At 60.9% G+C, this 25,192-nt stretch carries 26 protein-coding genes, 2 tRNA genes and 1 pseudogene; 12 read left to right on the top strand and 17 right to left on the bottom strand.

Features of this window, described 5'->3' with window-relative positions:
- Positions 1-115: 115 nt before the first annotated feature.
- Both ACSE4D_RS18425 and ACSE4D_RS18430 read right to left on the bottom strand, forming a co-directional pair.
- The gene (locus tag ACSE4D_RS18425) at positions 116-916 is read right to left on the bottom strand and encodes an ABC transporter permease (protein WP_426936347.1); all 801 of its coding nucleotides are present in this window, start codon (positions 914-916) and stop codon (positions 116-118) included.
- Positions 903-1,811: an ABC transporter ATP-binding protein gene (locus ACSE4D_RS18430; protein ID WP_426936348.1), complete on the bottom strand. Its 909-nt coding sequence runs from the start codon at positions 1,809-1,811 to the stop codon at positions 903-905. The genes ACSE4D_RS18425 and ACSE4D_RS18430 overlap by 14 nt, the downstream gene beginning before the upstream one ends.
- Before the next feature lie 878 nt (positions 1,812-2,689).
- Between ACSE4D_RS18430 and ACSE4D_RS18435 the strand changes: the two genes are divergently transcribed.
- The 6 genes from ACSE4D_RS18435 to ACSE4D_RS18460 all read left to right on the top strand — a co-directional run bounded on the left by ACSE4D_RS18435 (position 2,690) and on the right by ACSE4D_RS18460 (position 9,199).
- The gene (locus ACSE4D_RS18435) at positions 2,690-4,147 is read left to right on the top strand and encodes a YcaO-like family protein (RefSeq protein WP_426936349.1); all 1,458 of its coding nucleotides are present in this window, start codon (positions 2,690-2,692) and stop codon (positions 4,145-4,147) included.
- Positions 4,148-4,593: 446 nt separating this feature from the next.
- The gene (locus ACSE4D_RS18440; protein WP_426936350.1) at positions 4,594-5,520 is read left to right on the top strand and encodes a hypothetical protein; all 927 of its coding nucleotides are present in this window, start codon (positions 4,594-4,596) and stop codon (positions 5,518-5,520) included.
- 43 nt (positions 5,521-5,563) lie between these two features.
- A complete protein-coding gene (locus ACSE4D_RS18445; protein ID WP_426936351.1) occupies positions 5,564-6,334 on the top strand; it encodes a hypothetical protein in 771 nt (256 codons plus the stop codon).
- 241 nt (positions 6,335-6,575) lie between these two features.
- Positions 6,576-7,271, top strand: a complete 696-nt coding sequence (locus tag ACSE4D_RS18450; RefSeq protein WP_426936352.1) for a SagB/ThcOx family dehydrogenase — start codon at positions 6,576-6,578, stop codon at positions 7,269-7,271.
- 155 nt (positions 7,272-7,426) lie between these two features.
- Positions 7,427-8,014, top strand: a complete 588-nt coding sequence (locus tag ACSE4D_RS18455; protein ID WP_426936353.1) for a CPBP family intramembrane glutamic endopeptidase — start codon at positions 7,427-7,429, stop codon at positions 8,012-8,014.
- A gap of 69 nt (positions 8,015-8,083) precedes the next feature.
- Positions 8,084-9,199 (top strand): hypothetical protein, encoded by a 1,116-nt coding sequence (locus ACSE4D_RS18460; RefSeq protein ID WP_426936354.1) that lies wholly within the window; start codon positions 8,084-8,086, stop codon positions 9,197-9,199.
- 289 nt (positions 9,200-9,488) lie between these two features.
- On the opposite strand, the gene ACSE4D_RS18465 is transcribed toward ACSE4D_RS18460, so the two are convergent.
- Positions 9,489-9,620, bottom strand: coding sequence for a hypothetical protein (locus ACSE4D_RS18465; RefSeq protein ID WP_426936355.1), 132 nt, complete (start codon positions 9,618-9,620; stop codon positions 9,489-9,491).
- Between the two features lie 309 nt (positions 9,621-9,929).
- On the opposite strand from ACSE4D_RS18465, the gene ACSE4D_RS18470 reads away from it, so the two are divergent.
- The gene (locus tag ACSE4D_RS18470) at positions 9,930-10,577 is read left to right on the top strand and encodes a recombinase family protein (protein ID WP_426936356.1); all 648 of its coding nucleotides are present in this window, start codon (positions 9,930-9,932) and stop codon (positions 10,575-10,577) included.
- A gap of 118 nt (positions 10,578-10,695) precedes the next feature.
- Positions 10,696-11,091, top strand: coding sequence for a hypothetical protein (locus ACSE4D_RS18475; protein ID WP_426936357.1), 396 nt, complete (start codon positions 10,696-10,698; stop codon positions 11,089-11,091).
- A 221-nt stretch (positions 11,092-11,312) separates the two neighbouring features.
- On the opposite strand, the gene ACSE4D_RS18480 is transcribed toward ACSE4D_RS18475, so the two are convergent.
- From ACSE4D_RS18480 to ACSE4D_RS18510, 7 genes are all read right to left on the bottom strand, one after another.
- Positions 11,313-11,389, bottom strand: a tRNA-Ile gene (locus tag ACSE4D_RS18480).
- A 93-nt stretch (positions 11,390-11,482) separates the two neighbouring features.
- Positions 11,483-12,751 (bottom strand): EAL domain-containing protein, encoded by a 1,269-nt coding sequence (locus ACSE4D_RS18485; RefSeq protein WP_426936358.1) that lies wholly within the window; start codon positions 12,749-12,751, stop codon positions 11,483-11,485.
- Positions 12,752-12,888: 137 nt separating this feature from the next.
- Positions 12,889-14,310: an MFS transporter gene (locus tag ACSE4D_RS18490; protein ID WP_426937512.1), complete on the bottom strand. Its 1,422-nt coding sequence runs from the start codon at positions 14,308-14,310 to the stop codon at positions 12,889-12,891.
- 86 nt (positions 14,311-14,396) lie between these two features.
- Positions 14,397-15,185, bottom strand: coding sequence for an LLM class flavin-dependent oxidoreductase (locus ACSE4D_RS18495; RefSeq protein WP_426936359.1), 789 nt, complete (start codon positions 15,183-15,185; stop codon positions 14,397-14,399).
- A gap of 71 nt (positions 15,186-15,256) precedes the next feature.
- Positions 15,257-15,811, bottom strand: a complete 555-nt coding sequence (locus ACSE4D_RS18500; RefSeq protein WP_426936360.1) for a TetR/AcrR family transcriptional regulator — start codon at positions 15,809-15,811, stop codon at positions 15,257-15,259.
- On the bottom strand, positions 15,808-16,479 hold the full coding sequence (locus tag ACSE4D_RS18505) for a polysaccharide deacetylase family protein (protein WP_426936361.1): 672 nt from the start codon (positions 16,477-16,479) through the stop codon (positions 15,808-15,810). The genes ACSE4D_RS18500 and ACSE4D_RS18505 overlap by 4 nt, the downstream gene beginning before the upstream one ends.
- A gap of 184 nt (positions 16,480-16,663) precedes the next feature.
- Positions 16,664-17,524: a hypothetical protein gene (locus ACSE4D_RS18510; protein ID WP_426936362.1), complete on the bottom strand. Its 861-nt coding sequence runs from the start codon at positions 17,522-17,524 to the stop codon at positions 16,664-16,666.
- Between ACSE4D_RS18510 and ACSE4D_RS18515 the strand changes: the two genes are divergently transcribed.
- Entirely contained in the window at positions 17,517-17,738 is a 222-nt protein-coding gene (locus tag ACSE4D_RS18515; RefSeq protein WP_426937539.1) for a hypothetical protein, read from the top strand. The two genes, ACSE4D_RS18510 and ACSE4D_RS18515, sit on opposite strands and share 8 nt — an antisense overlap.
- A 186-nt stretch (positions 17,739-17,924) precedes the next feature.
- Here ACSE4D_RS18515 and ACSE4D_RS18520 read toward each other — a convergent pair.
- From ACSE4D_RS18520 to ACSE4D_RS18540, 5 genes and pseudogenes are all read right to left on the bottom strand, one after another.
- Positions 17,925-18,344 (bottom strand): annotated as a pseudogene (locus ACSE4D_RS18520) (relaxase/mobilization nuclease domain-containing protein); the annotation flags it as partial.
- Positions 18,341-18,871 carry a plasmid mobilization protein gene (locus ACSE4D_RS18525; RefSeq protein ID WP_426936363.1) on the bottom strand — a complete coding sequence of 177 codons (531 nt, stop codon included), beginning with the start codon at positions 18,869-18,871 and terminating at the stop codon, positions 18,341-18,343. The pseudogene ACSE4D_RS18520 and the gene ACSE4D_RS18525, both read right to left, overlap by 4 nt.
- Positions 18,868-20,292: a Rep family protein gene (locus ACSE4D_RS18530; protein ID WP_436327147.1), complete on the bottom strand. Its 1,425-nt coding sequence runs from the start codon at positions 20,290-20,292 to the stop codon at positions 18,868-18,870. The genes ACSE4D_RS18525 and ACSE4D_RS18530 overlap by 4 nt, the downstream gene beginning before the upstream one ends.
- A gap of 318 nt (positions 20,293-20,610) precedes the next feature.
- Complete coding sequence (locus ACSE4D_RS18535) at positions 20,611-20,868, bottom strand: hypothetical protein (protein WP_426936364.1); 258 nt, start codon at positions 20,866-20,868, stop codon at positions 20,611-20,613.
- Between the two features lie 397 nt (positions 20,869-21,265).
- The gene (locus ACSE4D_RS18540) at positions 21,266-22,675 is read right to left on the bottom strand and encodes a recombinase family protein (RefSeq protein ID WP_426936365.1); all 1,410 of its coding nucleotides are present in this window, start codon (positions 22,673-22,675) and stop codon (positions 21,266-21,268) included.
- Positions 22,676-22,829: 154 nt separating this feature from the next.
- On the opposite strand from ACSE4D_RS18540, the gene ACSE4D_RS18545 reads away from it, so the two are divergent.
- From ACSE4D_RS18545 to ACSE4D_RS18555, 3 genes are read left to right on the top strand one after another with little or no spacing between them, the layout of a single operon-like run.
- Positions 22,830-23,171, top strand: a complete 342-nt coding sequence (locus tag ACSE4D_RS18545) for an ArsR/SmtB family transcription factor (protein ID WP_426936366.1) — start codon at positions 22,830-22,832, stop codon at positions 23,169-23,171.
- Positions 23,172-23,681 carry an SRPBCC family protein gene (locus ACSE4D_RS18550; RefSeq protein WP_426936367.1) on the top strand — a complete coding sequence of 170 codons (510 nt, stop codon included), beginning with the start codon at positions 23,172-23,174 and terminating at the stop codon, positions 23,679-23,681.
- Positions 23,681-24,301, top strand: a complete 621-nt coding sequence (locus ACSE4D_RS18555) for a dihydrofolate reductase family protein (RefSeq protein ID WP_426936368.1) — start codon at positions 23,681-23,683, stop codon at positions 24,299-24,301. The genes ACSE4D_RS18550 and ACSE4D_RS18555 overlap by 1 nt, the downstream gene beginning before the upstream one ends.
- Before the next feature lie 143 nt (positions 24,302-24,444).
- Here the strand turns inward: ACSE4D_RS18555 and ACSE4D_RS18560 are convergent, their stop codons facing one another.
- Positions 24,445-24,699: an LLM class flavin-dependent oxidoreductase gene (locus tag ACSE4D_RS18560; RefSeq protein ID WP_426936369.1), complete on the bottom strand. Its 255-nt coding sequence runs from the start codon at positions 24,697-24,699 to the stop codon at positions 24,445-24,447.
- Between the two features lie 419 nt (positions 24,700-25,118).
- Positions 25,119-25,191 (bottom strand) — tRNA-Asn (locus ACSE4D_RS18565).
- Position 25,192: the final 1 nt, after the last annotated feature.

A 25,192-nucleotide genomic window follows, 5' to 3' on the forward strand; every position in this document is an offset into this window, starting at 1 on the left:
CAGTAGCGCGCCACCGCACGGACACGCACAGGAGTATGTCTTCGCGACTTCACAGCTATTCGTATGTGCCATCGTCATCTCACCTCGTAGTTTGTTCTCCGTGCATGCATCGCGATTATCGCTTTCTCCAGAGGAGCAGACCACCAGCAATTGCTGCGGCAGATAGAGGCAAAGCGATAAACAGTTTGGCAGTCAGTGCACTGCCTACTTCTTGACCGGTGTAGATCTTGCCAAGAGCTTCGAACCATTGCTTGAGCGGATTCCACTCGAGAACGTCTTGCATGACCTGCGGCAACTCGGTAATCGGTACAGCAGCGCCCGAACCGAAGTACATGATGAAGAACAGGACCGCAGAGATACCTTGAATTGCGCGAGCATCGAGAGGCAATGAGCCGACGAAGAACCCGATGGCGCTGAGCCAACCGATCATGAGGAAGATGAGCAGCCAGAAGAAGGGGTTGGCGGCGGTAGGCAAAAGTCCGTGAGCAATTCCGATGACGAGCGACACGACGAGCAGGCCCAGGATGGAGAGCACTAGCATGGACAGAATCAGTGCGATGCCGAAATAGATGAGTGGCAACGGAAGAGTTCGATACCTGATGTCCGACCTTCGAGTACGCAGCTCAGCGAGATAGATCGGCAAACCCATGACCGCAAGATTCGCTACTGCCGTGCCCAACAGAGCCGGGAAGATCAGATCGATGTACCGGACGCCTTCGTCGACCTGCTGCTCGGCGAAGGGAAGGCCGATGAACAGATAGATGACCAGAGGGAAGGCGAGGCTGAAGAAGACGGCGATAGGTTGTCGCAGCAATAGCCGTAATTCTTGCACGAACCACGTTCGGAGAATTGATGCACCGGATGCCGCATGGTGTTTGTGTGAAGGGGCATAGATCGAGCTCTCAGGCGCGGCCATCGCTACTCCGTTCTGCTTTTGTGGTGTCGACCATGGTGGCAAAGACATCCTCTAGTCGCACTGCTCCGGTCAATAGATCTCGGTATCTGACCTCACCGTGTTCGTGGTGATCCTCTAGAACGCGACCAAGCTGTTTGATTTCATCACGTGGACCGAACACGGAGAGCGAACTCGGTGCGCGTCCAATCTCGAGGCCGCTGGCTTGCACCATGCGCTCAGCTGCCGAATCAGGTGCCTCTACGCGCAGCCGCCAGTCGCCGCCGGCGTGCTCCAGTATCTCCGCAACGGTGCCGGTGTCGGCTACCCGGCTGCCGGAGATCACTGTCATGCGGTCGGCGAAAGCTTCTGCTTCAGCAAGGTCATGAGTCGATGTGATGATCGCTGTTCCAGCACTACGGATCTCGCGGAAGAAGCGCCACATCTCCCCTCGCCCATCCGGATCGACACCGCTGGTTGGTTCATCCAGAATCAGCAGACGAGGTCGACCGATGCATGCGATGGCCACGTCCAAACGCCGCTGCCATCCTCCTGAGAGCTTGTCGACGGAAGATGATAGGTGCGGGCCGAGCCCCATTGCCTCAACCACAGCGTCCACGGGGCCTGCGTCTTTGAAGAGACAGGCCTTCGCCTGAATCGCTTCCTTGGCCTTGATCCCGCCAGGCAATCGTGATTCCTGCAGTTGAACACCGGTCGTCAACCGAGCCTCGCGACTGCCTGGGGTCAGATGACCGCAGATGCGCGCTTGACCCGAGTCAGGTCGCCTCAGCCCCGACAGGATCTCCAACGACGTCGTCTTCCCTGATCCGTTCGGTCCTACTACAACGAGTACTTCACCTGCATGAACAGAGAGGCTCACAGCATCGATAGCAGTCTTCGGACCATACTTTTTGGTCACTGAGTCCAGCATTCCAACAGCAGAGTGTGTATTCCTCATACAGCTACCATATCGATAACGAACCCGTAAATCGATGTTGTTAAGACACGCGTCGAGTCAAGCATCGTCAAGCTTAATGAAATCGTAACTCCCAATTGATTACACATTTACTTCGCCCGGACTCATAGCCGTCGACTTGATACATGTTCTCGATTAGGTGGATCAGTGCTCTTTAATTTAATCATCAACTTTCAAATTTAATGTTAAACAGATTGCCCTCAAAAATGAACACGAATCGCGCCACACCAAGAGGCAAGGACGCTCTCCAGTTGAAGAATCACCCATATACTGCCGAGCGATAGCGCCAGCGCCCTAGGGGCGAGCCAGGACACCACATTCACAAATATCGTATCGACAACAGCAGATGTCGATTTGCGCAATGTTTGCTGAGCCTCGCAGCTGCGATCAACTGGCGAATCTATTACCATTACTGCAGGTCAGAGCGTTGCACATGCGGATCGGTACATCGTACGGGCTGATTCTGACGGCATTCATCTGTTGAATGAACCGGTATGGCTCTATAAAGTAAGCAACGCGTAGTTTCATTTATTTTGTTAAGGAACTGCGTGCACCACCACAGTGAAACAACTATCAAAGTAAGGAGAGCGTCCAATGCTAAGTTCACTCGGACGAGCAGAAGACAAGCACTTCACCACTGAGAACACAGTTGCCCCTGGCGGCTGGTGCTGCACCTGCTGCTGCTGGTGCAATAACAGCATCTTCTCATTCTGATGCTGTGTGGCTGGGTGGAGTCTAGTAGTTCCACCCAGCCATTCACCAGGATTGAAGAAAGATAGAGACAACCAAGCCATTTGGAATATGCTGAAAGGACGTCGTTGATGCTTGAGGAACGAGTCATCAATCATTCGCTCCCATGGGCACCGGCGCGCAACACAGGTGAACGTGCGCGAGGTCTCGAAGAACTGCTGACGGTATACAGCCCGTTTGGAGCAATCCGCAACGTGTTGACCTCATTTCGCTCGAGTGTGGGGCCGTATGGCTACCAGGGGTCAGCGACACCGATGTCGCTCGACCATCAGCTGCGTCGAATGTTGGGTATGTCCGGCATATCGGCTGGGTTGGATCGCGACATCTATGGTGGAGGCAAGGGGCTGATCTTCGCCGATTCTGTGGCGTCGTCCCTTGGTGAGGCAGTCGAGAGAATGCTCGGATCATTCTCCTCACTGCAGACTGTGGACTCGCGTGATCGAATGACCGCATCCGCCGCGGAGATGCGCGCAGCCGGACTTCACCATGTATGTCCCGAAGACTATGACTCGTACTCCGATGAACAGCTGGACTCCCCCGGATTTCTCTTCCAGAGATGGACGGATGGGACGAGACTGGTCTGGCATCGTGGACAGAACCTCATCACCGGCGATGATCATTGGGTGCCGGCCCAGTTCGTACATCTGTTCTACATCTCCTCGCCGGAGGAGCTCCGAGTGGGCTCGTCGAGCTCCGGAGGGCTTGCCACCCATGTCACGAGGGAGCAATCGCTGGCGCATGGATTGTTGGAAGTCGTTGAGCGGGACGGGCTGAATGTCGCGTGGTTCTCGAAGATTCCACTGTCCGTCGTCGACATCGACACGGACTTCGAGGATCCGCTCATCGACGAATGGCTCGACAGTGCGCGCAGAGTTGGGCTCGACATCACCTTCTATGTCCATCGCATGGACATGCCGGAGTTCTTCGTCGTCACAGCTGCTGGCATCGAGCCGGGTCTGAGTTCAGGTATGTACGTCGCAGGAGGTGGTGTGGGATTGCGTCTGGAAGACGCCATCCGAAGCGCGCTGGCTGAGGTGGTGCAGGCCGAGCGCATGGCACGCAGCGCTCAGCTGACTCCTGACTGGGAGCTGACGATGGGTGTGGAGAAGCGATTCGGGATCGAACCGGATGCGGTGCCCTCCGATTTCACGAACTTCATTCAGGTCGTCGATTACTACGGCTATCCACAGAATCAGAGCAAGCTCGATTGGTTCTTCAGGAATCCCGATATGGCGCAAATCAAACTGAGCGAAAATCAACCGCCGAAATCGCAGAACTCCGAGCTGTCCGACATCCTCGCTCTGTACGAGAAGTACGGTCTCACACCGATCGCCTTCGATTTGACACCCAGTGACTTCGACCGAATCAAGACGACGAAGGTCTTCGTGCCAGAGCTTGCCCCAGCCTTTCCGCCGAACAATCCGCAGCTCGGCCATCGGCGATACCGTGACGTCCCTCAGAAGCTCGGCCTGATCGATCGCCCGTGGACGTTCGACGACATGCCGACCGACCCCCTTCCTTACCCATGATGAATACACATTCGACCTCGCAGCCGACCGAAACGACCTCCAATGCTCGTCACAGGAACGCAGGAATCATCCTGATACTTGTGGCATTCGCTCTCAAGCTCCCGCTTGTCGTGCTGACCGCGGTGTATCCGACTGGAGCAGGTGACATAGTGCCTGACTCGGGTGGGACTGTCGTCAGCGGACTGGGAAACACTGCATTCCTTCTGTCTGCGGCAGTGCTCGTCTACTTGCGCAGGTGGGTAGGAATGGCTGTTGCAGCTGTGCTCGTCATCGGTTCCACAATCGGTGGAATCCAACTGCTCAATGATGGCTCCGTAGTGTGGGGCGCTCTCCAACTCGCGACAAATGCGCTCGCGGCGATAGGTATCGTCTGGGCGTTGGCCACGGGTGCACTCCGCGGCTCTCGCTGGTAATCCGACTGATTATCCACTGAACAGAGGAAACTAATGTTGAAAACAGAATCGCTGAGTCCGCAGGATCAGCTTGTCATCAATCCCGCCGTCTCGATCATCCGTGGCAGCGATGACGAGATCATGTCTCGATTTGGATCGCGGTCGCGCTCGTCCTACCGAATCACGGACACGAATGGTCACGGAGTGCTTGCCGACTTCGTCAGAGCGTTCGTCCGTCCGGCCATCCCTGCGGAGGTTGCTGCGCACTTCGGGATCAACGATGACACTCGGCAGGAGTTCATCGAGAAGCTCACCGAGGGCTCCCTCCTCATTTCGCCGGAACAAGTTCGGTACAGCCAACTCATCAGTGGCATGCACATCACCCCGGAGCGCGATGATCAGGTCCTGACCGTCGTCGGAACAGGGCGCATGGCCGAATCCGTGGCAGGGAATCTGACCGATCTCACATCGTCTGAGATCGAGATCAGCCACGACGCCGAGAGGGCTTTCGACGAGAGCGATTTCGTCGTGGTGTGCGCTGACCGCCTAGATCAGGCGTTCTTCTATGACGCTGACGAATACGCTCGGATCTCTGAGACTCCGTGGCATCTATCGTATCTCGATGGAGCCGAGATCGTCGTCGGTCCGACCTTCATCCCTGGCTCGACGACGAACTACTTCGATCGTGACACTCTGGACGAGTCTGCTCGTACTTTGCGGTTCGAGCACCAGTACATGGCATCGGCCAGTCCGGACATCGAAGCTGACGCCCCGATTCCCCTGTTCATCGCACAGATGGCTGCGGGGTGGACGACGGCGGCAGTCGCACAACATCTCTGGGGACCGGGATCGTTCCTCGAAGATCATGTGCTGCGAATTGATCTCGAACGAATGCAAGTCATCCGTGATCGTGTTCTTCGCCTGGCCCGAAACCCTGTGACTGTGGGATCGCGACCCGACCTGCGCCACCCATTCATCTGAGGAGGACTGACCTGTGCGTAGACCAGAAGACCAGCTCAGGCGAATGCTCGAACAGACGTTGGTGCCTCCGACCACGGTCGACGAACTGGATCCAGACACCATCGATGCAGCGACGAGCCGCTGGGGAAGCTCCACCGGAAACCTCGCGGAGACATATTCCGTGAATTCTGTGCTCACTCATGCGTCGGCGCAGAGGATCGCCGATCGTAAAGAAGTGGAGACCATCACGGATTTCTACTTCACGACTGCAGGATCGGGATTTGATCAGCTGACATCCCAAGAATCACGTTGGTTGTTGCCCCAGAGTGAGTATCCACCAGCAGTGCAAGCGCTTCTTTGTCCGTTGAACGAGAACCCGGCCTTGATCGCTGCGCTGTTCTCGACCGAAGTGCTCTTCATCGATCGAGGCAAGCTGTGGAGGGTTGTCCCCAATCGACCAGGAGCCGTCCTCGAGGGCGATTTCACAGACGCGGACGCTGAGACGCTTGACGAGGGACTCTTTCAGACGGACACCGAGAGCTTCAGACCAGCCATCTTCCTGGTCAACCATCTCGGCAGGTCGTCCTATCTGACCGGCGACCGAGCCTTTCGCAATTCGACCTTGGCGAGCGGCATGTTGCTCGGAGCCGCGTGGGAGCACGGTCGGGCAGCTCAGCTCCCGATCGCCACAGCGAACGCCTTCATCGATTCGGCCGTCAATGAGGCACTTCGTTGCGACGGAGTGGAACGCGCCGCCATGGCAGTGATTCTTCTGCCGGCCGACTCCGACTCCGAAGACAGCTCTCACGCAGGAGGCGAACACCATGACCACTGACGTAACTCCCGAAACTGACCTGACAGAGCATAGACGTGACACGGATGACGTGCTGACAACGGCCCTGGAAGCGTGGATTCAGGCACGGACGACTGCGAGGACGACCGAGACGAAGGACGTGGCGGAGGAACTACTCAGAAGCCTTGAGGATATTCTCGAGTCCGAGCAGGACCCCACTCTTGCTCGAGTCCTGAGAAGGGTCCTCGGGCGATCGGTCGGTGAGTTCTTCACCTCGAAGTCGATGAGCACCCAGCTGCCTGAGGACCTGATCCGATTCGCACGTCCTGATCCATCGGCCCTGGACCTCGGGGACGTCGATCTGCCCGACGTCAGCCTCGCCGATGTGCTTGCCGACCGGAGGTCGGTGCGAGATTTCGCCAAGGGCCCGCTCGACAAGAGCGAGCTCAGTGGAGTTCTGCGCATGGCGGCCGCTAAGAACGGCAGCGAAGACGGGTACGGAACTCGCGACCTTCCGCTGGTCCCCTATCCGAGCATCGGCGGTCTGGACAGCAATGTCCTCGGCGTCATCGTCAACAATGTTGAAGGTGTCGAAGCCGGCTACTATCGATACGATGCGATCAGCCACGGGTTGGTGCCAGTCAAGCGCGGCGACATGCGACTGATTCTTCAGCGAAATACGTTCGAGACAGAATGGATCTTCTTCGCTCCCGTCGTCTTCGTGCTCAACAACTGCCAGTCGAAGGTGAGTTGGAAGTACATGACACGGGGTTACCGCATCTCGCATATGGATCAAGGCGCGTTGCTCCAGAACCTCTACCTGTCAGCAACAGCTCATAAGTTCGGTGCCTGCGCAGTCGCCGGTTTCCTCGACGACGATCTTGACGAGGCGCTGGGCAATGCGGGAACCGATCAGTTCGTCTCGGCGTTGGTGGCGATGGGACGTCCGCTGGAATACGGAAGACCAGACCTCGAATGACCGGAGTTCTGCCTCCATGGATCTCATCTTCTTTGAGCCTGTGGAGCATTCCGATGATCGCCCTCGGAGCGGCGACAATCGTATGTGTCTGGCTGATCCCCCGTGCACGACCCAGCCTCCCGGTCATCGCCCCGCTCGTTCTCGGAGTCGCATGCATGGCGGTCAGCACCGTGATCCTGCCCACACGCGGATCGAGTGCGGTCGTCACCGGGCTGGTTGGGGCCACTGTCCATCTGGTGTGGCAGTTTCCGCTGATGGTGCTCGTAGCGATAGCCATCGGGCGACTCAGTTTCGCTCTTGAACGATGGATGTTGTCGCTGCGCCGACAGACGGACGAGGACGCCAATCTGCCTGCAGCGCTGCAGGGCTTCGACATCCCGAACAGAGGCGAGAGCATGCTCGGTATCGCAGGAGTGGCAACTCGCCCTCTCCTGTTCAGTCTGCTGACCGCGGTGACTGTGATCGGTGAGGAGCTGTTCTTCCGAGGGCTGTTCCTGACTCATGGGTTCGGACCCGACGGACATAGCCTACTACTCGTCATCGGGGTACAAGCGGTGCTCTACGCCCTGACCCACGTGGTGTTCGGTGTGGCCACCGTGGCAGGCAAGATCGTGCTCGGGATCGGGCTGGGAGCAGGAGCCATGGTCGCCGGGCTGTTCGTCGCCATTATCGGACATGCCGTCTATCAGTATTGGGTCTACCAGCAGTTCGAGCCACTACGTAAGCAGAAGTCTCGCTCCTGACTGTCGAGACCTCGACGTGAACAGTTCCGATTCTTGGAACGATGAAGTCAGGGAGAAAGATTGGAACCCGTGAATACATCGAACACTCAGTACGCCGTGGGCCCCATGGTCGACTGTTCCATGGCTCTAGGTGGCTATCGTGAACGATTGACGGATTCGGTGGTCGCCGCGCCGACCGCTATTGTCGAGGCCCTCCGCCGCCATGGTGTTGGAGCCATTCATTCGACGAGTTCGACGTGGGAAGAATATTGGGCGTTCCGGCAGATCGCCACCGAGAGCGGCGGCCCAGTCGTCAGCGGTGGTGGAGCAGCTGTCACCGACGAATCGCCGGTATCTCACCGTCTTCGTTGGATTCGTTCGCAGGATGACATCAGACGAGCAGTATTCACGACCCGCAGTGAAGATCGTGCATGGATCACAGTTCAGAGCTCTTCTCGGGACTTCGTCCAGGCCGTTGCGACTGAGGCTAGGAAGAATAATGTGAGAGTGGCTTTGCGAGGCTCCGGCAACTGTGCTGACTGCCTCGCACAGGGCGACATGTTTCTCGGCTTCATCCGGCTGCTGTCTCGATCAGCGGTCGCGCATCCTCTGGATACTCTTGTGGAGTGGGAGTCCCACGATGGAATAGAACGTGGCCGACAGTTGGCACAGATGCTCGGTGAACGTGGGGTCGGCATTACCACCGAGTTGGTCAGCCATCGACGATCAGTGTTCGTCCGTGAAGGATTGAATACTCCGTTCTTGGAGACTCTCGAACCGATTCTTCCACACACCAGGCACATCAGAGAGATGAATCGTACGGGAGGCTATCTCGCCGGTAAACGAGAGCTGAAGAAGAGCACCGGTTTGGCTGAACCCAACCGACAGATGGCCAAACGGGCACAGGCCGGCTGGAACGGTGTCCTCGAAGCATGCGAGGCCACCCATCAGTCTGTGCGTCTGCTTCCAGGAAGCCGTGCGCCGCAGATCACTACGGTTCCCGGATACAGCTTCAAGGAAGAGCTGGCGATACTGGCCCATCTGGGCTGCTCTCTCGACTACGTGCTCGACAGCGCCACAGAGAGCGCGAGGATGTTTCTTGAAATTCCTGAGGATGCAGGGCAACGACTCATCTCCGACGACACAGGTCAAGACGACGATCCGACGCGGCTTCTGCTTTCTCTTCGAGTGGCTACTTCCCAATAGGCCGCAGAGGTGTTCGACGCGACGAACAGATAGCTGCTACGGCGGCCCGTCACCATGGTGACGGGCCGTTGCGCTAAATCTACGACTCTTGAGCGCGGCGCTCTCGAATCAATGCCCATACCAGCGAGCCCACGATGTGCGTGATCACGCATCCACTCAGTACGGTGGATTGCGCTGATTCCCAGTTCGCTTCCTTCGAGTTGACCGAGCAGTCGACGGTCGGAGGAAAACACGATATCTCGTATGAGAATCCGGTCTCCGGGGGTACGTTCTCTGGAGGCGCAGGGCATCACTCAGGAGCAGTGTCACCGCGCTTGAGCAGGGCCATCTGCAGTGACCACGTGTCTACCATCTCGGCAATTGCGATGAGGATTCCGATGATCGCGAGGCTCAGCGGAGTGAAGAATCTTCTGACGGACATGCTCCTGAGACCACCGTTTTAGACCTTGAAGTCTCTTGGCCGCTTCAGCGTCCCACGTGAAGTAAGTCGGAGTCTTCCATTTTCTGTTGGGGTTCAACAGCAACATATCCGAATCACCTCCCATGTCTTTAGCAGGCCACGAACCACCGGTACCCATGCAGTCTGTCGACGCACACCTGCTCAGGCAAGATCAGGCGGTTTCAAGAACCGCCAAACCTAGAGTCCAAGCAAGTATTGCGTAATCGCTTTGCCACGAAATCCAAGGAGCTCTGGAGTTGCCTTAACATGCCAACCAATCAGGGAGTGACCATGAACGCGCACACCGTCGCCTATGTCCGAGTCAGCTCGGCCGACCAGAACGAAGCCCGCCGGCTCAGAGCGCTCGACGCAGCAGGCGGATACGACAAACTGTTCACCGAGAAGATCAGCGCCAAAGAGCGCAAGCGCTCCGCGCTAGAGGCCATGCTCGGACACGTCCGCGAGGGTGACGTGGTGAAAGTCAAGTCGATTGACCGCCTCACACGGTCAACGACAGATCTACTCTCCATCGTCCAAGAACTCAGCGACAAAGACGTGAGTGTCGAGTTCATCGACACCCCCGACATGAACGTCAGAACCGGACAGGGCCGCTTCATGCTCACCGTCATGGGCGCATTCGCAGAGCTGGAACGCACCACTATTCGAGAGAGGCAATCCGAGGGCATCGAGATAGCCAAGGCTCAGGGCCGCTTCGCCAAGAAGCAAGCACTCACCCCCGAGCAGGTGGAAGAAGCCGCCCAGCGGCGCGAGGCATGCGTGCCACTCTCCGAACTACCCGAAGAGCTAGGCGTGAGTCGTCAGGTGGCACGTGGATCACATGCGGTAAAAACGAACGGCCCTGCAGCGGTTCGAATGGGCCACGTTCGTGCCACATGTTCAGCCGCCAACACGGACGGCATCGGCGCTGCTGTGGTGTGATTAGTGGATGAACGAAAGCTTCTATATTGCTGTGGTAACTGTGGCCCCCGTCCTCTTGCTCGGCACAGTTCTAGCATTCCGAATCCCCGACGGTGGGGGTAGAGCCAGGCGCTTTTTCTTGAGCTACAGTCTCGTGTTTGCCGTGCTCGGAATTGTCGGCACTGCGACATCCTTGCTCGCCGCGCTTTACGCGCTTATGGGTCAGACTGACCTGCCGCAACCTATCAATATCCTAATGTGGGGTGCACTCTCTTGGCTCACAGCGATCAACGTCATCCGGGTAGTAGAACCGTTTATCAGTGGGTTAGTTCTCGTGGACCAGCAGGCGAAGATGGACAAACTCAGTGCGAAGAAAGCTCGTCTGCAAGGGCAGATTGAGCAAATTGAAGCGCAGACCAGAGGGCTCTGGGAATATGCGGCAGTCCTGGAAGCTCAGGCTGGAATCGGCCCCCACGAACGCCGCCGCCTCATTAGAACTTCCCGGCAAACACGTCTGCTAACGAAGCGCCGCTGACTGCGGTGTGCCGTGTGGCGTTTAGAGGGGTGCGCCACAGCAGGCGAGCTGGCCGACCTGCAAACCCTCAACTCCGCAACAACTCTGCAAGTCAGTCTGAGAATCGACCGTGACACGCCGGTAAAATTGAGAGCCGGAACCGATTGTGTATCAGTTCGTTCCGAGCAGTGACCAAGCCCCGATCTCCCTTGTATTTACTGGGATCGCGGGGCTTTTCGTGGTGGTGCCCCCGGTCGGACTTGAACCGACGGCCAAGGAATTATGAGTTCCCTGCTCTAACCAGCTGAGCTACGGGGGCCAGCCGAGACAACATTAGCACCATCGGTGCCCCCCTGCCCCATTCGGATCACACGCGCATTCGGTCGAGCCGAGACGCACCGCCTCCACGGTCTCAGGCCGGCAGATTCGCCGTCGCGGTGAGAGGGGCGACGCGGGTGAGAACGCTGCGTGCCGCGTCGACGCATGTGTAGCGGTCGGTCGTGATGTAGACGTCGAAGACGGTCTGTCCGTCGCTGCCCGGGTCGTTGCGTTTCGATGCCGCGACCATGCCCGACCAGTCAGGTCCGACTACGACGACTCCGTGTTCATTGCGCATGGGATCGGAGGCGTCGACGAGTCCGGTCCGCACACCACGGATGGGTGGTCCGTCGAACCCGCCGGAGAACATAGCGGTCAGGCCCACGGTGTCACGGATCTTCTCGTACCGAAGTCGTGTCGCCTCGGAGAATCCGTCGTCCTCCCCGAACACTCCCAGGGTGATCGTCGCGGTTCCCGACGCCAGAGCGCGTTCTTCCAATGCCGCGATCTGCGCGATGAGGAGTTCGCGGTTCATCACCAGCGGTTCACGCCGCAGTCCCTGCGAGATCGAATACGGAGTCCCCAGTGCCGGCAGATTGCGTGAGTAGTGCGAGACGAGGGCGTCTTCACTCGGTTCGGAGAACGGCTGCGGCTGTTTCGTAGCCTCACCGAAGTAGGGTCCGGACATGAACCGTGCCCCCAGTGCACGCACACGGTCCAGATCGTCTTCGGTCTCGACGCCGTCGGCGAGGATGACGGCTCCTGTGCGTTCGAGATGGGCATGGAGCAGGCGATTGAGCTCAGCCAGATGTGACTCGCAGTCGATGTGCAGAACGTCCGGATGGAGTCCGACGACTGAGGGATTGACCAGCGGGACGAAGGAGGTGCTGCGCAGATCGGCGCCGACCGATGACATGCCCACTCCCCACCCCAGCGCACGCGCCGAGCGCACTGAGCGCAGAACCGAGGCCGGGGACGATGCGACCCGGTTGGCGTCGAGCTGCAGGATGACTGAGCGGTCGGGTTCCCCGCTGCGATCCTCGAGAGTCGCAAAGGATTCGGCCTCGGCGTGGAGGAACAGGCGGTTAGACTTCGGCAGTCCCGCACCTTCTGCGGTACGCAGTGCCGAATCCCGCAGAGAGGCGTCGATATCACCGGTGATCGTGGAGGCGCGCATGGCGTGGCGCAGGTTCTCCGATTCGGCGCGACCCAGCTCCGGATCACCCGTGGGGGCCTGCAGGATCTGATGGCCGACCCGATGGAAAGTCAGTGCGTCGACGACGGGGGCGAAATAGGTTTCGATCCCGCCCGAACGCACGAGTTCCTCGAGCGCAAGCTCGTCATCGGGTATGGGCTCGACCACTGTGTATCCTTCCATGGGCTGATGTGCGTTCACAGTCTTCCATATTCGGACACAGCGGATTGTCTAAAATCCGTAACATTATTGCGCTGACAGCTGAGGGCGTTCTCTTAATCGCCGGACGCGGTGCGATCGGCGGTTCATACGCGGCGAGGGCCGCCTCGGCGGACTTCGATGAGACCGACGAATCCGGCGAGGACGACAATGACGACGATAGCGGCGAACGCCCCGATCATCCCCCAATGCCAATTGCTCATCGCAGTGATCGAGAACGCCAGAGCAGTCATGATGGCCAATCCCATCGAGGTGCCGATGCGCTGCCCCGTCTGGAGCACTCCCCCGGAAGATCCGGCGTATCGCAGCGGGACTTCCTGCAGAGTCAGGGTTTGGTTGGGGCTGATGACCATGCCCTGAGCGGTGCCGATGAACGCCAAGGTGAGCAGCATCCACCATTCGCTGCCGATGCCCTGGGACAGCAGTGCGACGACGCCGATCGTGGCCACCAGACCGACAAGGCAGAGGGCGATCCCCCACACTACGAGGCGACGCCCGATCTGAAAGACGAACCGTCCGGAGACGTCGGCGGAGACCGCTGAGAGCAGTGCGGCCGGCAGACCGATCATGCCCGCGGCGAGCGCCGAATGTCCCAGACCCTGCTGCATGTACATAGCGACGAGGACCCAGACGCTTGTGACTCCGAGGAAGTAGAGGGCGATGATGATCGACCCATTGCTGAAGCTGCGGATGCGGAAGAGATCGAGGTCGACCATCGGCGGTCGGCCCATTCGCGCATAACGGCGTTCCCACCACGTCCACAGCCAGATCGCGCCGACACCGAGCGGGAGGGAGAGCCAGATGAACCAACCCAGCGAAGATTCGACGAAGGGCAGAAGGATGAGGAGCACTCCGACCCCGAGGAGGACAACTCCCACCGGGTCGAGGTCCTTGTTGCCCTCGGCACTCTTCGCGCTCTGTTCGACGGCGGGTCGCCAAGCGCCGCTCGGCAGCCAGATCCGGGCGAGGACGAGCGAAGCAATGGCAAAGGGCACATTGACCAGGAAGGTCGCCCTCCAGCCGAGGTCACCGCCGAACAGCGCGATGAGGGCGCCGCCGAGCACCGGGCCGATGGCCACAGACAGTCCGACGGTGGTGCCCATCAGCCCGAAGGCACGACCGCGCGGCGGCCCCTGGAAGTACTGCTGCAGCAGGCCCACGACCTGTGGGTTGAGAAATCCCGAGCCCAGCCCCATGGTCACACGGGAGATGTTGAGCGTCAGCGGATCGGGGGCGATCCCTGCCACCAGAGAAGACACCCCGAAGAGGCCCACGCCGATGACGAACAATTGGCCGCGCCCGAAGACATCACCGGCTCGTCCCGCGGCGACGAGGACGACACCGAAGGAGAGCGCATATCCGGTGAGCACCCACTGCAGAGCCGATGCGGACGCGTCGATATCGGCGGCGATGGAGGGCAGGACGACGTTGATGCTGGAGACGGACAGCAGCGACATGAAGAGGGGAACGAGGCCGATGATGAGGATGCGCTTCTGCGTCTGCGTCATCTTCGTGCTCTCGCTCACTCGGTCTCCCCTGTTATGTGTCGTTCCGTCTCATCATACGTTCGCGGATGGTTACTCGGACCCGGTCTTCAGCGTTCGTGGGCGGACACCCAGCCGAGAGCCGGCGCGACGTGCTCGGCAAAGGACTCAAGGAGGTGCAGATTGTAGTCGACTCCCAGCTGGCTGGGGATCGTGAGCATGAGGGTATCGGCGGCTGCGATCGCCGCATCGGCCCTGAGCTCTTCGATCAGTCTGTCCGGCTCACCCGCGTATGTGCGGCCGAACGTCGAGCGAGTGTCATCGATGATCCCGATCTGGTCTCCCTGCCCGGCGCTGCGTCGCCCGAAGTAGAGGTCGTCGAGGTCGGTGGTGATCGGGAAGATGCTGCGGCTGACGGATACTCTCGGCGTCCAGCCATGCCCGACCTCGCTCCACACTGCCCGGTATCGTTCGATCTGCTCTGCTTGCAGGTCGCCGAAGGCGGCGCCGGTCGCTTCGGTGAGCAGGGTCGAGCTCATCAGGTTCACGCCCATCTGTGCCGCCCATTCGGCGGTCGACGCAGAACCTGCGCCCCACCAGATGCGACGGTCGAGTCCGGGCGAATGCGGTTCGACGCGCAGGCGCGCTCCGGGGCCGAACTGCTGCGGATCGGCGGAGGCGAGTTCCTCGCCGCGGATGGCGCGGAGGAAGCGATCGAACTTCTCTCGGGCCATGTTCGCTGCCTTCGGCTCGGTGTGGTCCTCGTAGCCGAAGGCTTCCCAACCCCGCAGGGCCGGTTCCGGCGAACCGCGGCTGATTCCCAACGCCAGTCTCTGGTCAGAGAGCAGATCGAGGGCGGCGGCCTCCTCGGCGAGGTAGAGCGGGTTCTCATACCGCATGTCAGCGTTGTGACACTTGATCTCTAGTGCGCGGTCGGGCGGCAGCAGGTGAATTCTTGTGGCCCGACGAGCTACACAACCAGGTTCACCGCGTCGTCGAACGCCCGGCGAAGCAGGGCAGAGGTCGAACTGGGCGTCGCCCCAGGCGATGCCCAGGTCATCTGGAACAGTCCGATCGCCATAGCCGCGGCAGCCTCGCACTGTCTGTCGTCACCGGCGAAGTACTCACCCGCCACGAGTGATTCCGTGAGCTGTCCCCGCCAGGTTCGAGTGAGTTCGAGCGCTGACGAACGGATCCCGGGCGAGGACTGCAGGATTCGGAACGCCATCCCTTCACGCGAGCCCGGATCGAGCATCTCGACAGCGTCACACATGGCTTCGCGCAGCGCGACCCAGGCCGACGCCTCGACCCGTTCGCGCACCATCGCTGCCACGCCTTGGCCGAACTGTGCGATGTGGTCGAGCACGAGGGAGTCGCGGGAGGCCACGTAGCGGAAGAACGTCGGCCGAGAGACTCCGCATGCCTGGATCAGCTCGTCGGTCGTGACCTCGGCGTAGCCGTGAGCAAGGAAGAGTTCGAGAGCGATTCGGTCGATCTGGTCTCGACTGGTAACCCGCGGTCTCATCCGATGAGCTCCGAGACGGTAACGAACCGGTAGCCCTGCTCCTTCAGCTGATCGATGACGGGGCCGATAGCCTCCTGTGTTGCCGTCCGGCCGAACCAGGGATGGAGCAGGATGATCGACCCCGGGCGCGTGTTCTCGACCGTGGCACTGACGAGATCCCCGGTGCTCTGCGGATCGCCGGACCAGTCTTCGTAGGCGACGTCCCATGTGACGGTGAGGCGATCGTGCTCTGCCAGATAGAGCGGCAGGGCCAGGAGCTTCTTGCCGTGCGGGGGTCGGAAGGTCAGCGGGCCGTCGTACCCAGTGGCGCGGATCGCCTCGTCGGTCGGCTCGATCTCTTCGGCGACCGTCTCCGGCGAGACGAAGGCCATGGACCGATGGCTCCACGTGTGATTGCCGATCTCGTGCCCGTCGTCGATGATGCGCTGCATGGTCGTTGGGTTGCCCTCGACGTCCTTGCCGTTGACGTAGAAGGTCGCTGGCACGTCGCGGTCCTCGAGCACGTCGAGAACGGCGTCGGCGTCTGCATCCGTGGGGCCGTCGTCGAAGGTGAGCGCCACGACCTTCTCGTCTGTCTCCACTCGACTGACGAGTTCGCCGGCGATCTGCCATGAGCGCGTCTGGATGACACGCTTGGTGCCGTAGCTGAATACCAGCAGGAGGACCACGATGACTGCGACGGCGACTACGAGTTTCTTGCGGCGTCGTTTTCGTCGGCTCGGATATTGCGTGCCACTAGAGTTTTGAGACATAGTATCTATTGAAAGGTGCGTTGCACCCTCAAGTCAAACCTCAACCCTTTAGGACCACCGACGACGTGGGCCGATTGGCTTCAGCCCTCAGTGACATGGCTCAGTTCCGCCACTTCGGCATCCCGCGGCCCTTCCAGGTCTCCACGAGGCCGGCGGCCCACCGGATGGACGCGAAGAGACCGTAGCCGGCCCCGGCGAGGCCCACGGCGACCACGAGCCACCGCCCGATGCCCAGCCACACGTTCCCGTCCACGTCCAGCGCCCACTGAGCGCCCGTGATGAGACCGGCGATGCTCATCCAGAGCCCGGCGACGACCACGACCACCGGCAGGAGGACGAGGCACATCGCGGCCGCGGCCGACCAGAGCTGACGTGCCTCCAGCTTCGCCGTGGCGGCGATGATCCGCTCGGCCCGATCGTTCGAGGCGTCGAGGTTCGCCGTCATCGTGGCCGAGGCCTCCCCGGCGACCTGCTCGACGGCCTTCTCGACCCGCTCGTCGGTACGCCTCTCGATCCGCTGCATCGCTCCGCCGACCTTGCTCACCAGTGCCCTGTTCTCGTCAGCCTGCGCCTTGAGCCCCTCAATCGCCGAGGCCGTAGCCGCGTGAACCTTCTGCGCCTCGGCGATCAAACTCTGCGAGGCGGCGCGCAGCCGCTTCCCGTCGAGACTCTGCACGAACTCGCTGAGCGTCTGCTCGATCTCGGTCAGCCTGCTCTCGACGCTCTCGATCTGCGGTGACCTGTTGACGGACGGCTGCGAGGTCGACGGCAGGGCCTTCAGCTCCTCCTTGACGGTTTCCTCGATCGCGATCCGCAGATACGACTTCAGTCCGTTCACGGCCTTCGTATGCCTGTTGACTGCGGCGATGACGTGGGCGTTCGTAGGCTCCGACAGACTCGACGCCGTCGAGCTCGGCTCGGTCTCCTGCTGCTCGTTCCTCATCTCGTCGAGAATGCTCACTGTCCTGCTCCTTCTGGCGATTGCTCTCATGGAAATCAAAAACCTGCTGTGCACCCTCAGCGATGAACTCGGGCGTCAGCCCGGAGGCTTTCTTCCGGCCGAGCTTGCCGTTGTCGGCCCGGCGCATCTTGTACGTCCAGCCGTCACGCTGGGTCTCTGCGAGAGCGACGCCATGCTCTTCGAGTACCTCGGTGAATCCCGTCCGGTCCACTGACCGCTTGTCCCGCAGCGAGGCGGCGACCTTGTCGCCGAGGATGCGCTCGAATCCGCCCGACGCGAAGTCCTCCCAGCGCTGCGACCAGTCCGGCCTGGCCTGCTCCGGCGATGGGAGGACCTGACAGCCCTCGTCGCGCATCAGCTCGTCGTTGGCCTGGCGCAGACCGTTCTTCCACGACGTGTTCCGCTGCAGCGACTTCCCGGTGAGGTTGTCGTGGTTGATGACGTAGATGTGGTTGTGAAGGTGCCCGCCGGCCGAGTCGGCGTGGGTGACCACGAGGTGATCAGCCGAGTGCATCCGCTCCGCGAGCTTCACGCCCAGCTCATTGACCCGCTGCACGTGCCCCCGGTCGTTCTTGTCGAACTCGTCAGGCGAGAAATTCTGCGTGTACGAGTACAGCTCGTTCTTCCGCCCGTGAGCCTTGGTCAGCACCTCAGCACGGGCTACGAACGCCTCTGGTGTCTCGACGGTGCACGACACCGCCGCGGCTCGATCGGTGCCATTCTGGACGTGCTCGGCACGCTTGTCCTTGTCGTTGCCGTACAGCGCGTACCCGACCGAGTCGCCGGCGGACCGTGACGGCTTCACATTGACCGTACTCATAGCACCGTCCGATCTCCGAGCTGTGCTCGCACAGCATCCATCGAGACCATGACCTCGCGCAGCAGATCGTCGTCGACGGCACCACCGCGACGCACCGCTTGGTTCAAGTTGACCCCGACCCGGCGCACCTGCTCGACCACCTGGCCGAGCTCCGGCGACGGCGCTGAGGTTGCGACAGCCTCCATCTGCCCGAGACCGTCTCTGCGAGAGTCCAAGGCATCGAGAATGACCGTGCGCGCCCACTTGCTCGGCTTCACGCCGAGCGTGCGAGCACGTCGACGAACCGCTTCGCGCTCCGCCTTCGTGACCCGCACGTCGACGCTCACATCGCGATTCGCCTGGGGCTCATCGACTCCGTGACCATCATCGGTGTTGGGAGCCGTACGGTCAGGGCCAGCAGGGTACTTGTCCGACAAATCGCTGGCGCTCTCGTCGTCCAAGTACCGCTGGCATCCGTCCTCGGTCGCTTCGCTCCCTGCGGGCGGAGGGGAGAGCCGGCCCTCATCGAGGACATGGAACGTGCTCATGACGCACCTCCCGCGGCCATCGCCAACGGCACGTCGGGGCTACGCACCGCGAGTCCGCTAAGCAGCTCGACGACCGCGTTCTCTGCGTCGTGCTCGGCAGAAGACTCTGGGCCGTAGGTCAGCTCGCGCGAGCCAACTCTCTGGTGGTACATGTTGCCGTGCACGCCCGGCGAATGCGCGGCAGTCGGGAGGCTTCGCTGATGCCACTCGTAGGGCTCGACCTTCCCGATGTGCTGCACGAGATAGCGGTTGATGTCGTCGGCACGGAAGACCTTCACGACCGAGGCCAGTCGGCGGATGAACTGGTCCAGCGCCTCGTCCACGTTGCCCTTCTGGCGGGCATAGTAGAAGAACTCGACCGGCTCGATCGTCGCCGTGATGACGATCAGGCGCGGTGCCACCTCGCCCTTGTTCCTGTAACGCGCCTTCGCGGGTGACGCGTTGTACGGATCGAGCAGCAGCAACCAGTCGTTCGCGTCCATAGCTGAAGCGCGCAGATCGTCGAGCAGCAGGACCTCCTCCCCATGCCAGTCATCGAGGGGATTCCCGGTCGCGGCGCGGTAGACCTGCCACCGCTCGCCGTGGGCATTCGCGGCATTGATCGAGGCCGTGATGAAGTCCGTGGCGAACCGGGTCTTACCAATCCCGGCGTCCCCGTGAACGAACACGACGTACGTCGAGAAGGCACCGGCCCGAAGATTCGCTGCCGCCCGGTACGCCCGGCGCTGGCCGTAGGCCGAGAGGGCATCGTCGATCTCTCGCTGATGCCGCGAGTAGATGTCGAACAGCTCATCGGTGAGCATGATCTGATCACGCGTGATCTCGCCCTGGAGCACCCGATCGCGCATGTCCTCGAAGTCCTCGGCCACGCGCTTCTTCTTCAGGTGGGCACGGCCCTTCAGCCATGCTTCACGGCGCTGGGCGTCGATCCCGAGGTAGTCAGGCCCGCGCACCGTGGCGACCTCGGCGGGCGCGTACTGGTGCTTGTCCGCGTACTTCGCATGCGTGAGGTAGCTCAGCATGTTGTCATGCGCGTACCGCCCGGCCTTCGGCTTCTCGACATACTGCGGCTCGACTCCGAGCAGATCGGCAAGCCGAGCGATCGGCGCACTCTTCGCGCGGTTCTTGAACTTGATGACTGCATGCAGGTGCGCGGGCTTCGGCTCCATCACGAGTGCCTGCTGAGCTTCGCTCCAGACCTCGCGCTCGTCCTTGTCGTGGATGATCCCGTAGGCCTCGACGACCTCGCCCCCGTTAGCCTCCAACCGCTGCACGAGGTAGGCGAGGATCGCCCCGGCATCCTGCTGGAGCAATGCAGCGCCGTTCGAATCGTTCAACGCCCAGGTCCAGTACTCCCGATCGAGGTACTGGGTGACGCCGATGCTCGTGGGATTGTTCTCCTGCTTAGCCACGGCGACCACCCCCGACCAGGGCTGCACAACTAGGTACTTTGAGAGCAAGGCGCCTAATTGACCCCCTATTGACCCCCAAATGAGACCCCAAATGACCCCGCGGATTCTCGGGGAGGCGGAACATGGGAACAGCCCTCTGACCAGGCAGTTCGTTGCAAAGCGCGGCAATCGACAAGCCCTTGCCGCGCCCGTAGGAACAAGTAGAGCTCCCGAAACTCTTGGAGGCTGAAACATCAGCGGGCAGCCCGCCTGCGGCGGGTGCCAGGTCAGGCCCTCCGGGCGAGGTCAGGTCGGCGAGAGCGATGGAACGAGGGTGGGGGTCGGCGCTCATCGGCGATCACCCCCAGAACGCTTCCCGTAGCGCTTGATGACGGCCTGGTGGGTAACGTCCAGGGCATCACCGATCCTCGCCCAGGTGACCCCGTCTGCACGGGCGTCAGCGACCGACAGCTCCACGACCTCTTCGAGGACGGAGCGGAGCACTCCGAGGTCGTGGAGCCGGGCCTCACTGTCGGCAAGGGACGAATCGCCCTGACGCCAACGGAAACCAAGGACGTGGTCGAATGCGGAGGCGTTGGCGCTCATGGCCGACCACCCCCGACCAGGGAAGCGACGACAGCCCTCTGTCGAGGGGTCAATGGGGTCTTAGCCAGGCGTTTACCGGCACGATGGCCAGCGGCACGGGCAACGGCAACGACGGGATCGTCACCATCATCGCGGGAAGGGAACCCCTTAGACCCCACTGGGGTCAGGGGAGGAAACAGATCGCTGGTGCAAGCGTCGTCGAGAACGACAGAAGACATGACGGAAAACCTCACGAATGAGTTCTTCCGGATCCCGTCGAGCGCTTACGACTGTGTTTACCGGCTAATTATCGGGGGCTCGTGCCGAGTTACTACCTCGGACCCCGGGGGATTCTCTATGTCTGCAACCATTCTCCCACGACTCGACTCACCATTGCAATGACGAGTCGACTCGTGAGTCAGTTGCGACGCGGATCGATCCGAATGAGGTCAGGGTCGAACTTCACGTGACCTGGGCTGATCGGCTCGATGGTCACCGTCACCAGCTCGTCCACGAGTAACCGGCGACGGTCCATGTCCCATGCATCCCACTTTCGATCTACAGCTTCGCGGCGCTGCACGGTGCCAACGGGATCGTCGATGTCGACCATGAAGTCCGCCGTCTGCGACACTGACCGATCATGCAGTTCGGCGTCGATCTCGACGATACGGGCCTTCACATCGTTGATCGCTTGCGTGATCTCGATAACGGGCTGACTGACGTCGCTCAGCAGGGGGCTCAGCTCGTTCACGCGTTCGACCAGGGCGTTGCGCTCCGTCAGTAGTGCCTCGCGGTCGACCCCGACGTCCTCCTTGGGTACGACCAGGTCGTGCACGTCCCCCGCAGATATTCTGGTGAGGACGGCTTCGGTCACCATCGCATCGACGGGCGCGCGCTGGCGCGAGAGGTGGAAGTGGTCGCCGCACCGGTAGGTGCCTACACCTTGACTGTTGGTGCCGGAGACGAGCGTTGCGTCGCACTTCCCGCACAGCCCAACCGATGACAGCAGGTACTTCGGCTGATTGCCCTGCCTGGCCGCACGCCTCACGTTATCCTCCAGTTTCGCCACCGCTGCCCGCCATGTCTGCTCGGCGACGATGGGCGGGAACCGGCCATCCGTGACGGGGTACAGCTCGCCCGTGGAGTACTTCTTGATGAAGCCAGCGTAAAGCGGGTTTCCGAGCAGATAGCGTACGGCGTCGGTGGAGAACACAGACCCGCGGGCAGTACGGTGACCAGCCGCGTTGAGATCCTCGCGGATGCGGCGGATGGACAGCGACGGCTCGCCGAGAAAGGAATCGAACGCACTGCGGACCGCCTCCGCCTGGTCGGGCACGACCTTGCCATCCTTCGTCCAGCCGAACGGTGTCCAGGCCGAGGCAGGCAGGCCCTCTGCCCGTCGACGGGCATTCGACCTGAGCTGGCGCTCGGACTTCCGCCTTGTCTCGAACCTCGCGATGGACGCCAGCATCGTCGCCCTGAACTCGCCGTCAGCCGTGGACAGGTCGATTTCGCCGTCCAGCGTGACGATCTTGAGCCCGTGGTCGATCAGGGTGTTGAGATCCTTCGTGCTCCGAAGCAGTCGATCCACGTCCACTGCGACGACCATGTCGATGTGGCCCGCATCGGCGTCGCGGAGCATTCTCGCCCAGTCAGTCTTGGGACCACGGGCCTTGGACGCGGACACTCCACTGTCCTCATAGACGTCGACGATCTTCCAACCACGTTCCTCGGCTCGACGTGCGATGACCTCCTTCTGAGTGCCAACCGACCAGCGCTCACCGGTGAAATCGACGGAGGCCCTGACGTACGCCGCAACTCTAGACATATCGCCAACGCTACAACCCAGAGATGTACTAGTCAGCTCGCTGGCGCAAGTGAGCGAAGACGCCGGCGCGCGAGGATCGCTGGCTGAATCGCCATCGGTCGGCCAGGCAGTTCTGCCTCTTGACACATGCCCATATGGGAATATGATCGTGTACATGGCACGAGCAGCAACAACATCAGACGTCTTCAACGCAATCGCCGAGCCCCAACGCCGGCAGATCCTGATGCTGCTACGTGCCGGTGAGCGCGCGGTGACCGACCTAGCTCACGAACTGGACCTGCCGCAGCCGGGCACATCGAAGCACCTGCGAGTGCTCCGCGAGGTCGGGCTGGTGCGGGACCGCCAATATGGCAAGCAGCGCCTCTATGGCCTTGACGCCCGAGGGCTGCAGCCAATCCACGAGTGGACCGGCGGATTCGAACAGTTCTGGAACGAGAGCTTCGACCGGCTGGACGCGTACGTGCAGGAGATGAAGCAGGAGAATCAGAAAGGATAGATGATGAGCAGAACGGAACAAGGAGCTCCGGGGCAGTCCACGACAGCCGACCGCGAGATCGTCATCTCCCGAACGATCGAGGCCCCACGGGAGCTGGTCTTTGAAGCATTCACCGAGGTGCGCCACCTATCGCAGTGGTGGGGGCCGGAGGGATTTACGACGACCACAAAGGCGTTCAAATTTTGTGTTGACGGGGTGTGGGACTTCACCATGCACGGCCCAGACGGCACCGACTATCCGGAATGGATTACCTGGACCGAAATCGCCCCGCCGGAACGGATAGCGATGCTCCATGGCGAGCATCGCGACGATCCGAATTCCTTCGAGTCGATCCTCACGTTCACTGCCGCCGGAGACGCGACCACAATCGAGATGCTCACAGTCTTCCCGACTAAGGAGCAGCGTGACGAGGCAATCGAGAAGCATGGCGCGATCGAGGGTGCGCAGCAGACTCTGGGCAACCTGGCTGCATACGTCACCGAGAACGCGCGGAAAGGAGCTGAGGGCTGATGGCCGGCAAAGTGTTTTTCAGCGTGTCGATGTCCCTGGATGGGTTCATCGCGCCGGAGTCCCCCGATGAGCTGATGGGGCAGCAATGGATGGAGCTGCAGGCGTGGATGTTCCCTCTGCGTTTCACCCGGGAGAACCTCCAGCTTGGTGAGGGCGGCGAAGAGGGACGAGATAACGACATCGCGTCCGAGACGTTCGAGAGAACTGGTGCGAGCGTGATGGGCAAGCGAATGTTCGAAGCCGGTGAGAACGCCTGGCCCGAAGACGCCCCGTTCCACACACCGGTCTTCGTCGTGACCCACGAGAAGCGTGACCCGTGGGAGAGACTCGGTGGAACTACCTTCCATTTCGTCGACGACGGCATTGAGTCTGCACTAAGCAGGGCACGAGAGGCCGCGGGTGAACGGGACGTCCGAGTTGCAGGTGGCGGCGAGACGATACTGGAATACCTCAACGCTGGACTGGTTGACGAGTTCTCGATTGCTCTTTCACCCGTTCTGTTCGGCTCAGGCATCCGGCTGTTCGAGGGTGTTGACGGGTCCCGCGTGGCCTTAAAGCAGGTGGCTTCGGAATCGTCGCCAAGGACAACCCATCTCACCTACACAGTTCAGGAGCGCTAGTCGGCCCACAATCACGGCCCGGCCTGGTACATCGATGATGCCCCGGACCACAAAGTCCGGGGCATCATCGATGTACCAGAAGTGGGGCAGGTGCAGGTAGGCTCCTGTCTCCAACCTAAGCGCCGTTGTCAACCACGCGGGTGTCACAACCTCGATATACGATAGCGCATATCGATGACCCCGGTGCCCACTTCGATTGTGCGGGTCTTTGCGGCGATCGTCGACAGCAGCGGAAACGGAGAGGCCGCCTGAGTCGCGAAATGGTGGACGCGGAAATAGGCGCCGTTGATGCCGAGTTCGTCGACACCGACGGAGATCTGCAACGCGTCGCGCAGCATCTGCCTGGCATCGAGGTCGGAACCGTAATGGCCGAAACTGAGGAATCCGAAAGACTTCATAGAGGTTGAACCGGGACCCGTCACCCTTCTATTCCCACCAGCGTGCCGGTTCCCACCCACACATCGATGACGCCGGTCGTCGGACACAGCCTCGATCAAGGCGAAGAGCCTAAATCGACTGGCGCACGGGTCGACAGACGCGCTGCGGCTTGAATGACGGGATATCGGGCGAAATTTCCGTCCGGCAGCGTGTCAGAGCAGTCGGGAACCATTCAGGCCGGTCGGAAGGGGCACATCCGCCAGGAGCGAGTCGGAGCCGAAAGGTCCGGCTCAACGGGCGGCCTATAACCCTATAACCAGGCCAGCCCGCACGCGGACCTCAGCAAAGGTCAACCCGCAGGTGGACCTCAGCAAGGGACAGCCCGCACGTGGACCCGGAGACGACGAAGGCCCCGTCCACTCGGACGGGGCCTTGGCTGCTCCCCCGGCTGGGCTCGAACCAGCGACCCTTCGATTAACAGTCGAATGCTCTGCCAACTGAGCTACGGAGGAA

The sequence above is a fragment of the Brevibacterium sp. FAM 27836 genome (genome assembly GCF_051351055.1).
Lineage (GTDB): Bacteria > Actinomycetota > Actinomycetes > Actinomycetales > Brevibacteriaceae > Brevibacterium.

Bases quoted from the DNA above. Each gene is read 5' to 3' on its own strand.
- ACSE4D_RS18425 (WP_426936347.1), bottom strand. From the start codon at position 916: ATGGCCGCGCCTGAGAGCTCGATCTATGCCCCTTCACACAAACACCAT.
- ACSE4D_RS18435 (WP_426936349.1), top strand. From the start codon at position 2,690: ATGCTTGAGGAACGAGTCATCAATCATTCGCTCCCATGGGCACCGGCG.
- ACSE4D_RS18440 (WP_426936350.1), top strand. From the start codon at position 4,594: ATGTTGAAAACAGAATCGCTGAGTCCGCAGGATCAGCTTGTCATCAAT.
- ACSE4D_RS18445 (WP_426936351.1), top strand. From the start codon at position 5,564: ATGCTCGAACAGACGTTGGTGCCTCCGACCACGGTCGACGAACTGGAT.
- ACSE4D_RS18450 (WP_426936352.1), top strand. From the start codon at position 6,576: ATGAGCACCCAGCTGCCTGAGGACCTGATCCGATTCGCACGTCCTGAT.
- ACSE4D_RS18455 (WP_426936353.1), top strand. From the start codon at position 7,427: ATGGCGGTCAGCACCGTGATCCTGCCCACACGCGGATCGAGTGCGGTC.
- ACSE4D_RS18465 (WP_426936355.1), bottom strand. From the start codon at position 9,620: ATGTCCGTCAGAAGATTCTTCACTCCGCTGAGCCTCGCGATCATCGGA.
- ACSE4D_RS18470 (WP_426936356.1), top strand. From the start codon at position 9,930: ATGAACGCGCACACCGTCGCCTATGTCCGAGTCAGCTCGGCCGACCAG.
- ACSE4D_RS18490 (WP_426937512.1), bottom strand. From the start codon at position 14,310: ATGACGCAGACGCAGAAGCGCATCCTCATCATCGGCCTCGTTCCCCTC.
- ACSE4D_RS18495 (WP_426936359.1), bottom strand. From the start codon at position 15,185: ATGCGGTATGAGAACCCGCTCTACCTCGCCGAGGAGGCCGCCGCCCTC.
- ACSE4D_RS18500 (WP_426936360.1), bottom strand. From the start codon at position 15,811: ATGAGACCGCGGGTTACCAGTCGAGACCAGATCGACCGAATCGCTCTC.
- ACSE4D_RS18515 (WP_426937539.1), top strand. From the start codon at position 17,517: ATGCTCACTGTCCTGCTCCTTCTGGCGATTGCTCTCATGGAAATCAAA.
- ACSE4D_RS18525 (WP_426936363.1), bottom strand. From the start codon at position 18,871: ATGAGCACGTTCCATGTCCTCGATGAGGGCCGGCTCTCCCCTCCGCCC.
- ACSE4D_RS18535 (WP_426936364.1), bottom strand. From the start codon at position 20,868: ATGAGCGCCAACGCCTCCGCATTCGACCACGTCCTTGGTTTCCGTTGG.
- ACSE4D_RS18540 (WP_426936365.1), bottom strand. From the start codon at position 22,675: ATGTCTAGAGTTGCGGCGTACGTCAGGGCCTCCGTCGATTTCACCGGT.
- ACSE4D_RS18545 (WP_426936366.1), top strand. From the start codon at position 22,830: ATGGCACGAGCAGCAACAACATCAGACGTCTTCAACGCAATCGCCGAG.
- ACSE4D_RS18550 (WP_426936367.1), top strand. From the start codon at position 23,172: ATGATGAGCAGAACGGAACAAGGAGCTCCGGGGCAGTCCACGACAGCC.
- ACSE4D_RS18555 (WP_426936368.1), top strand. From the start codon at position 23,681: ATGGCCGGCAAAGTGTTTTTCAGCGTGTCGATGTCCCTGGATGGGTTC.
- ACSE4D_RS18560 (WP_426936369.1), bottom strand. From the start codon at position 24,699: ATGAAGTCTTTCGGATTCCTCAGTTTCGGCCATTACGGTTCCGACCTC.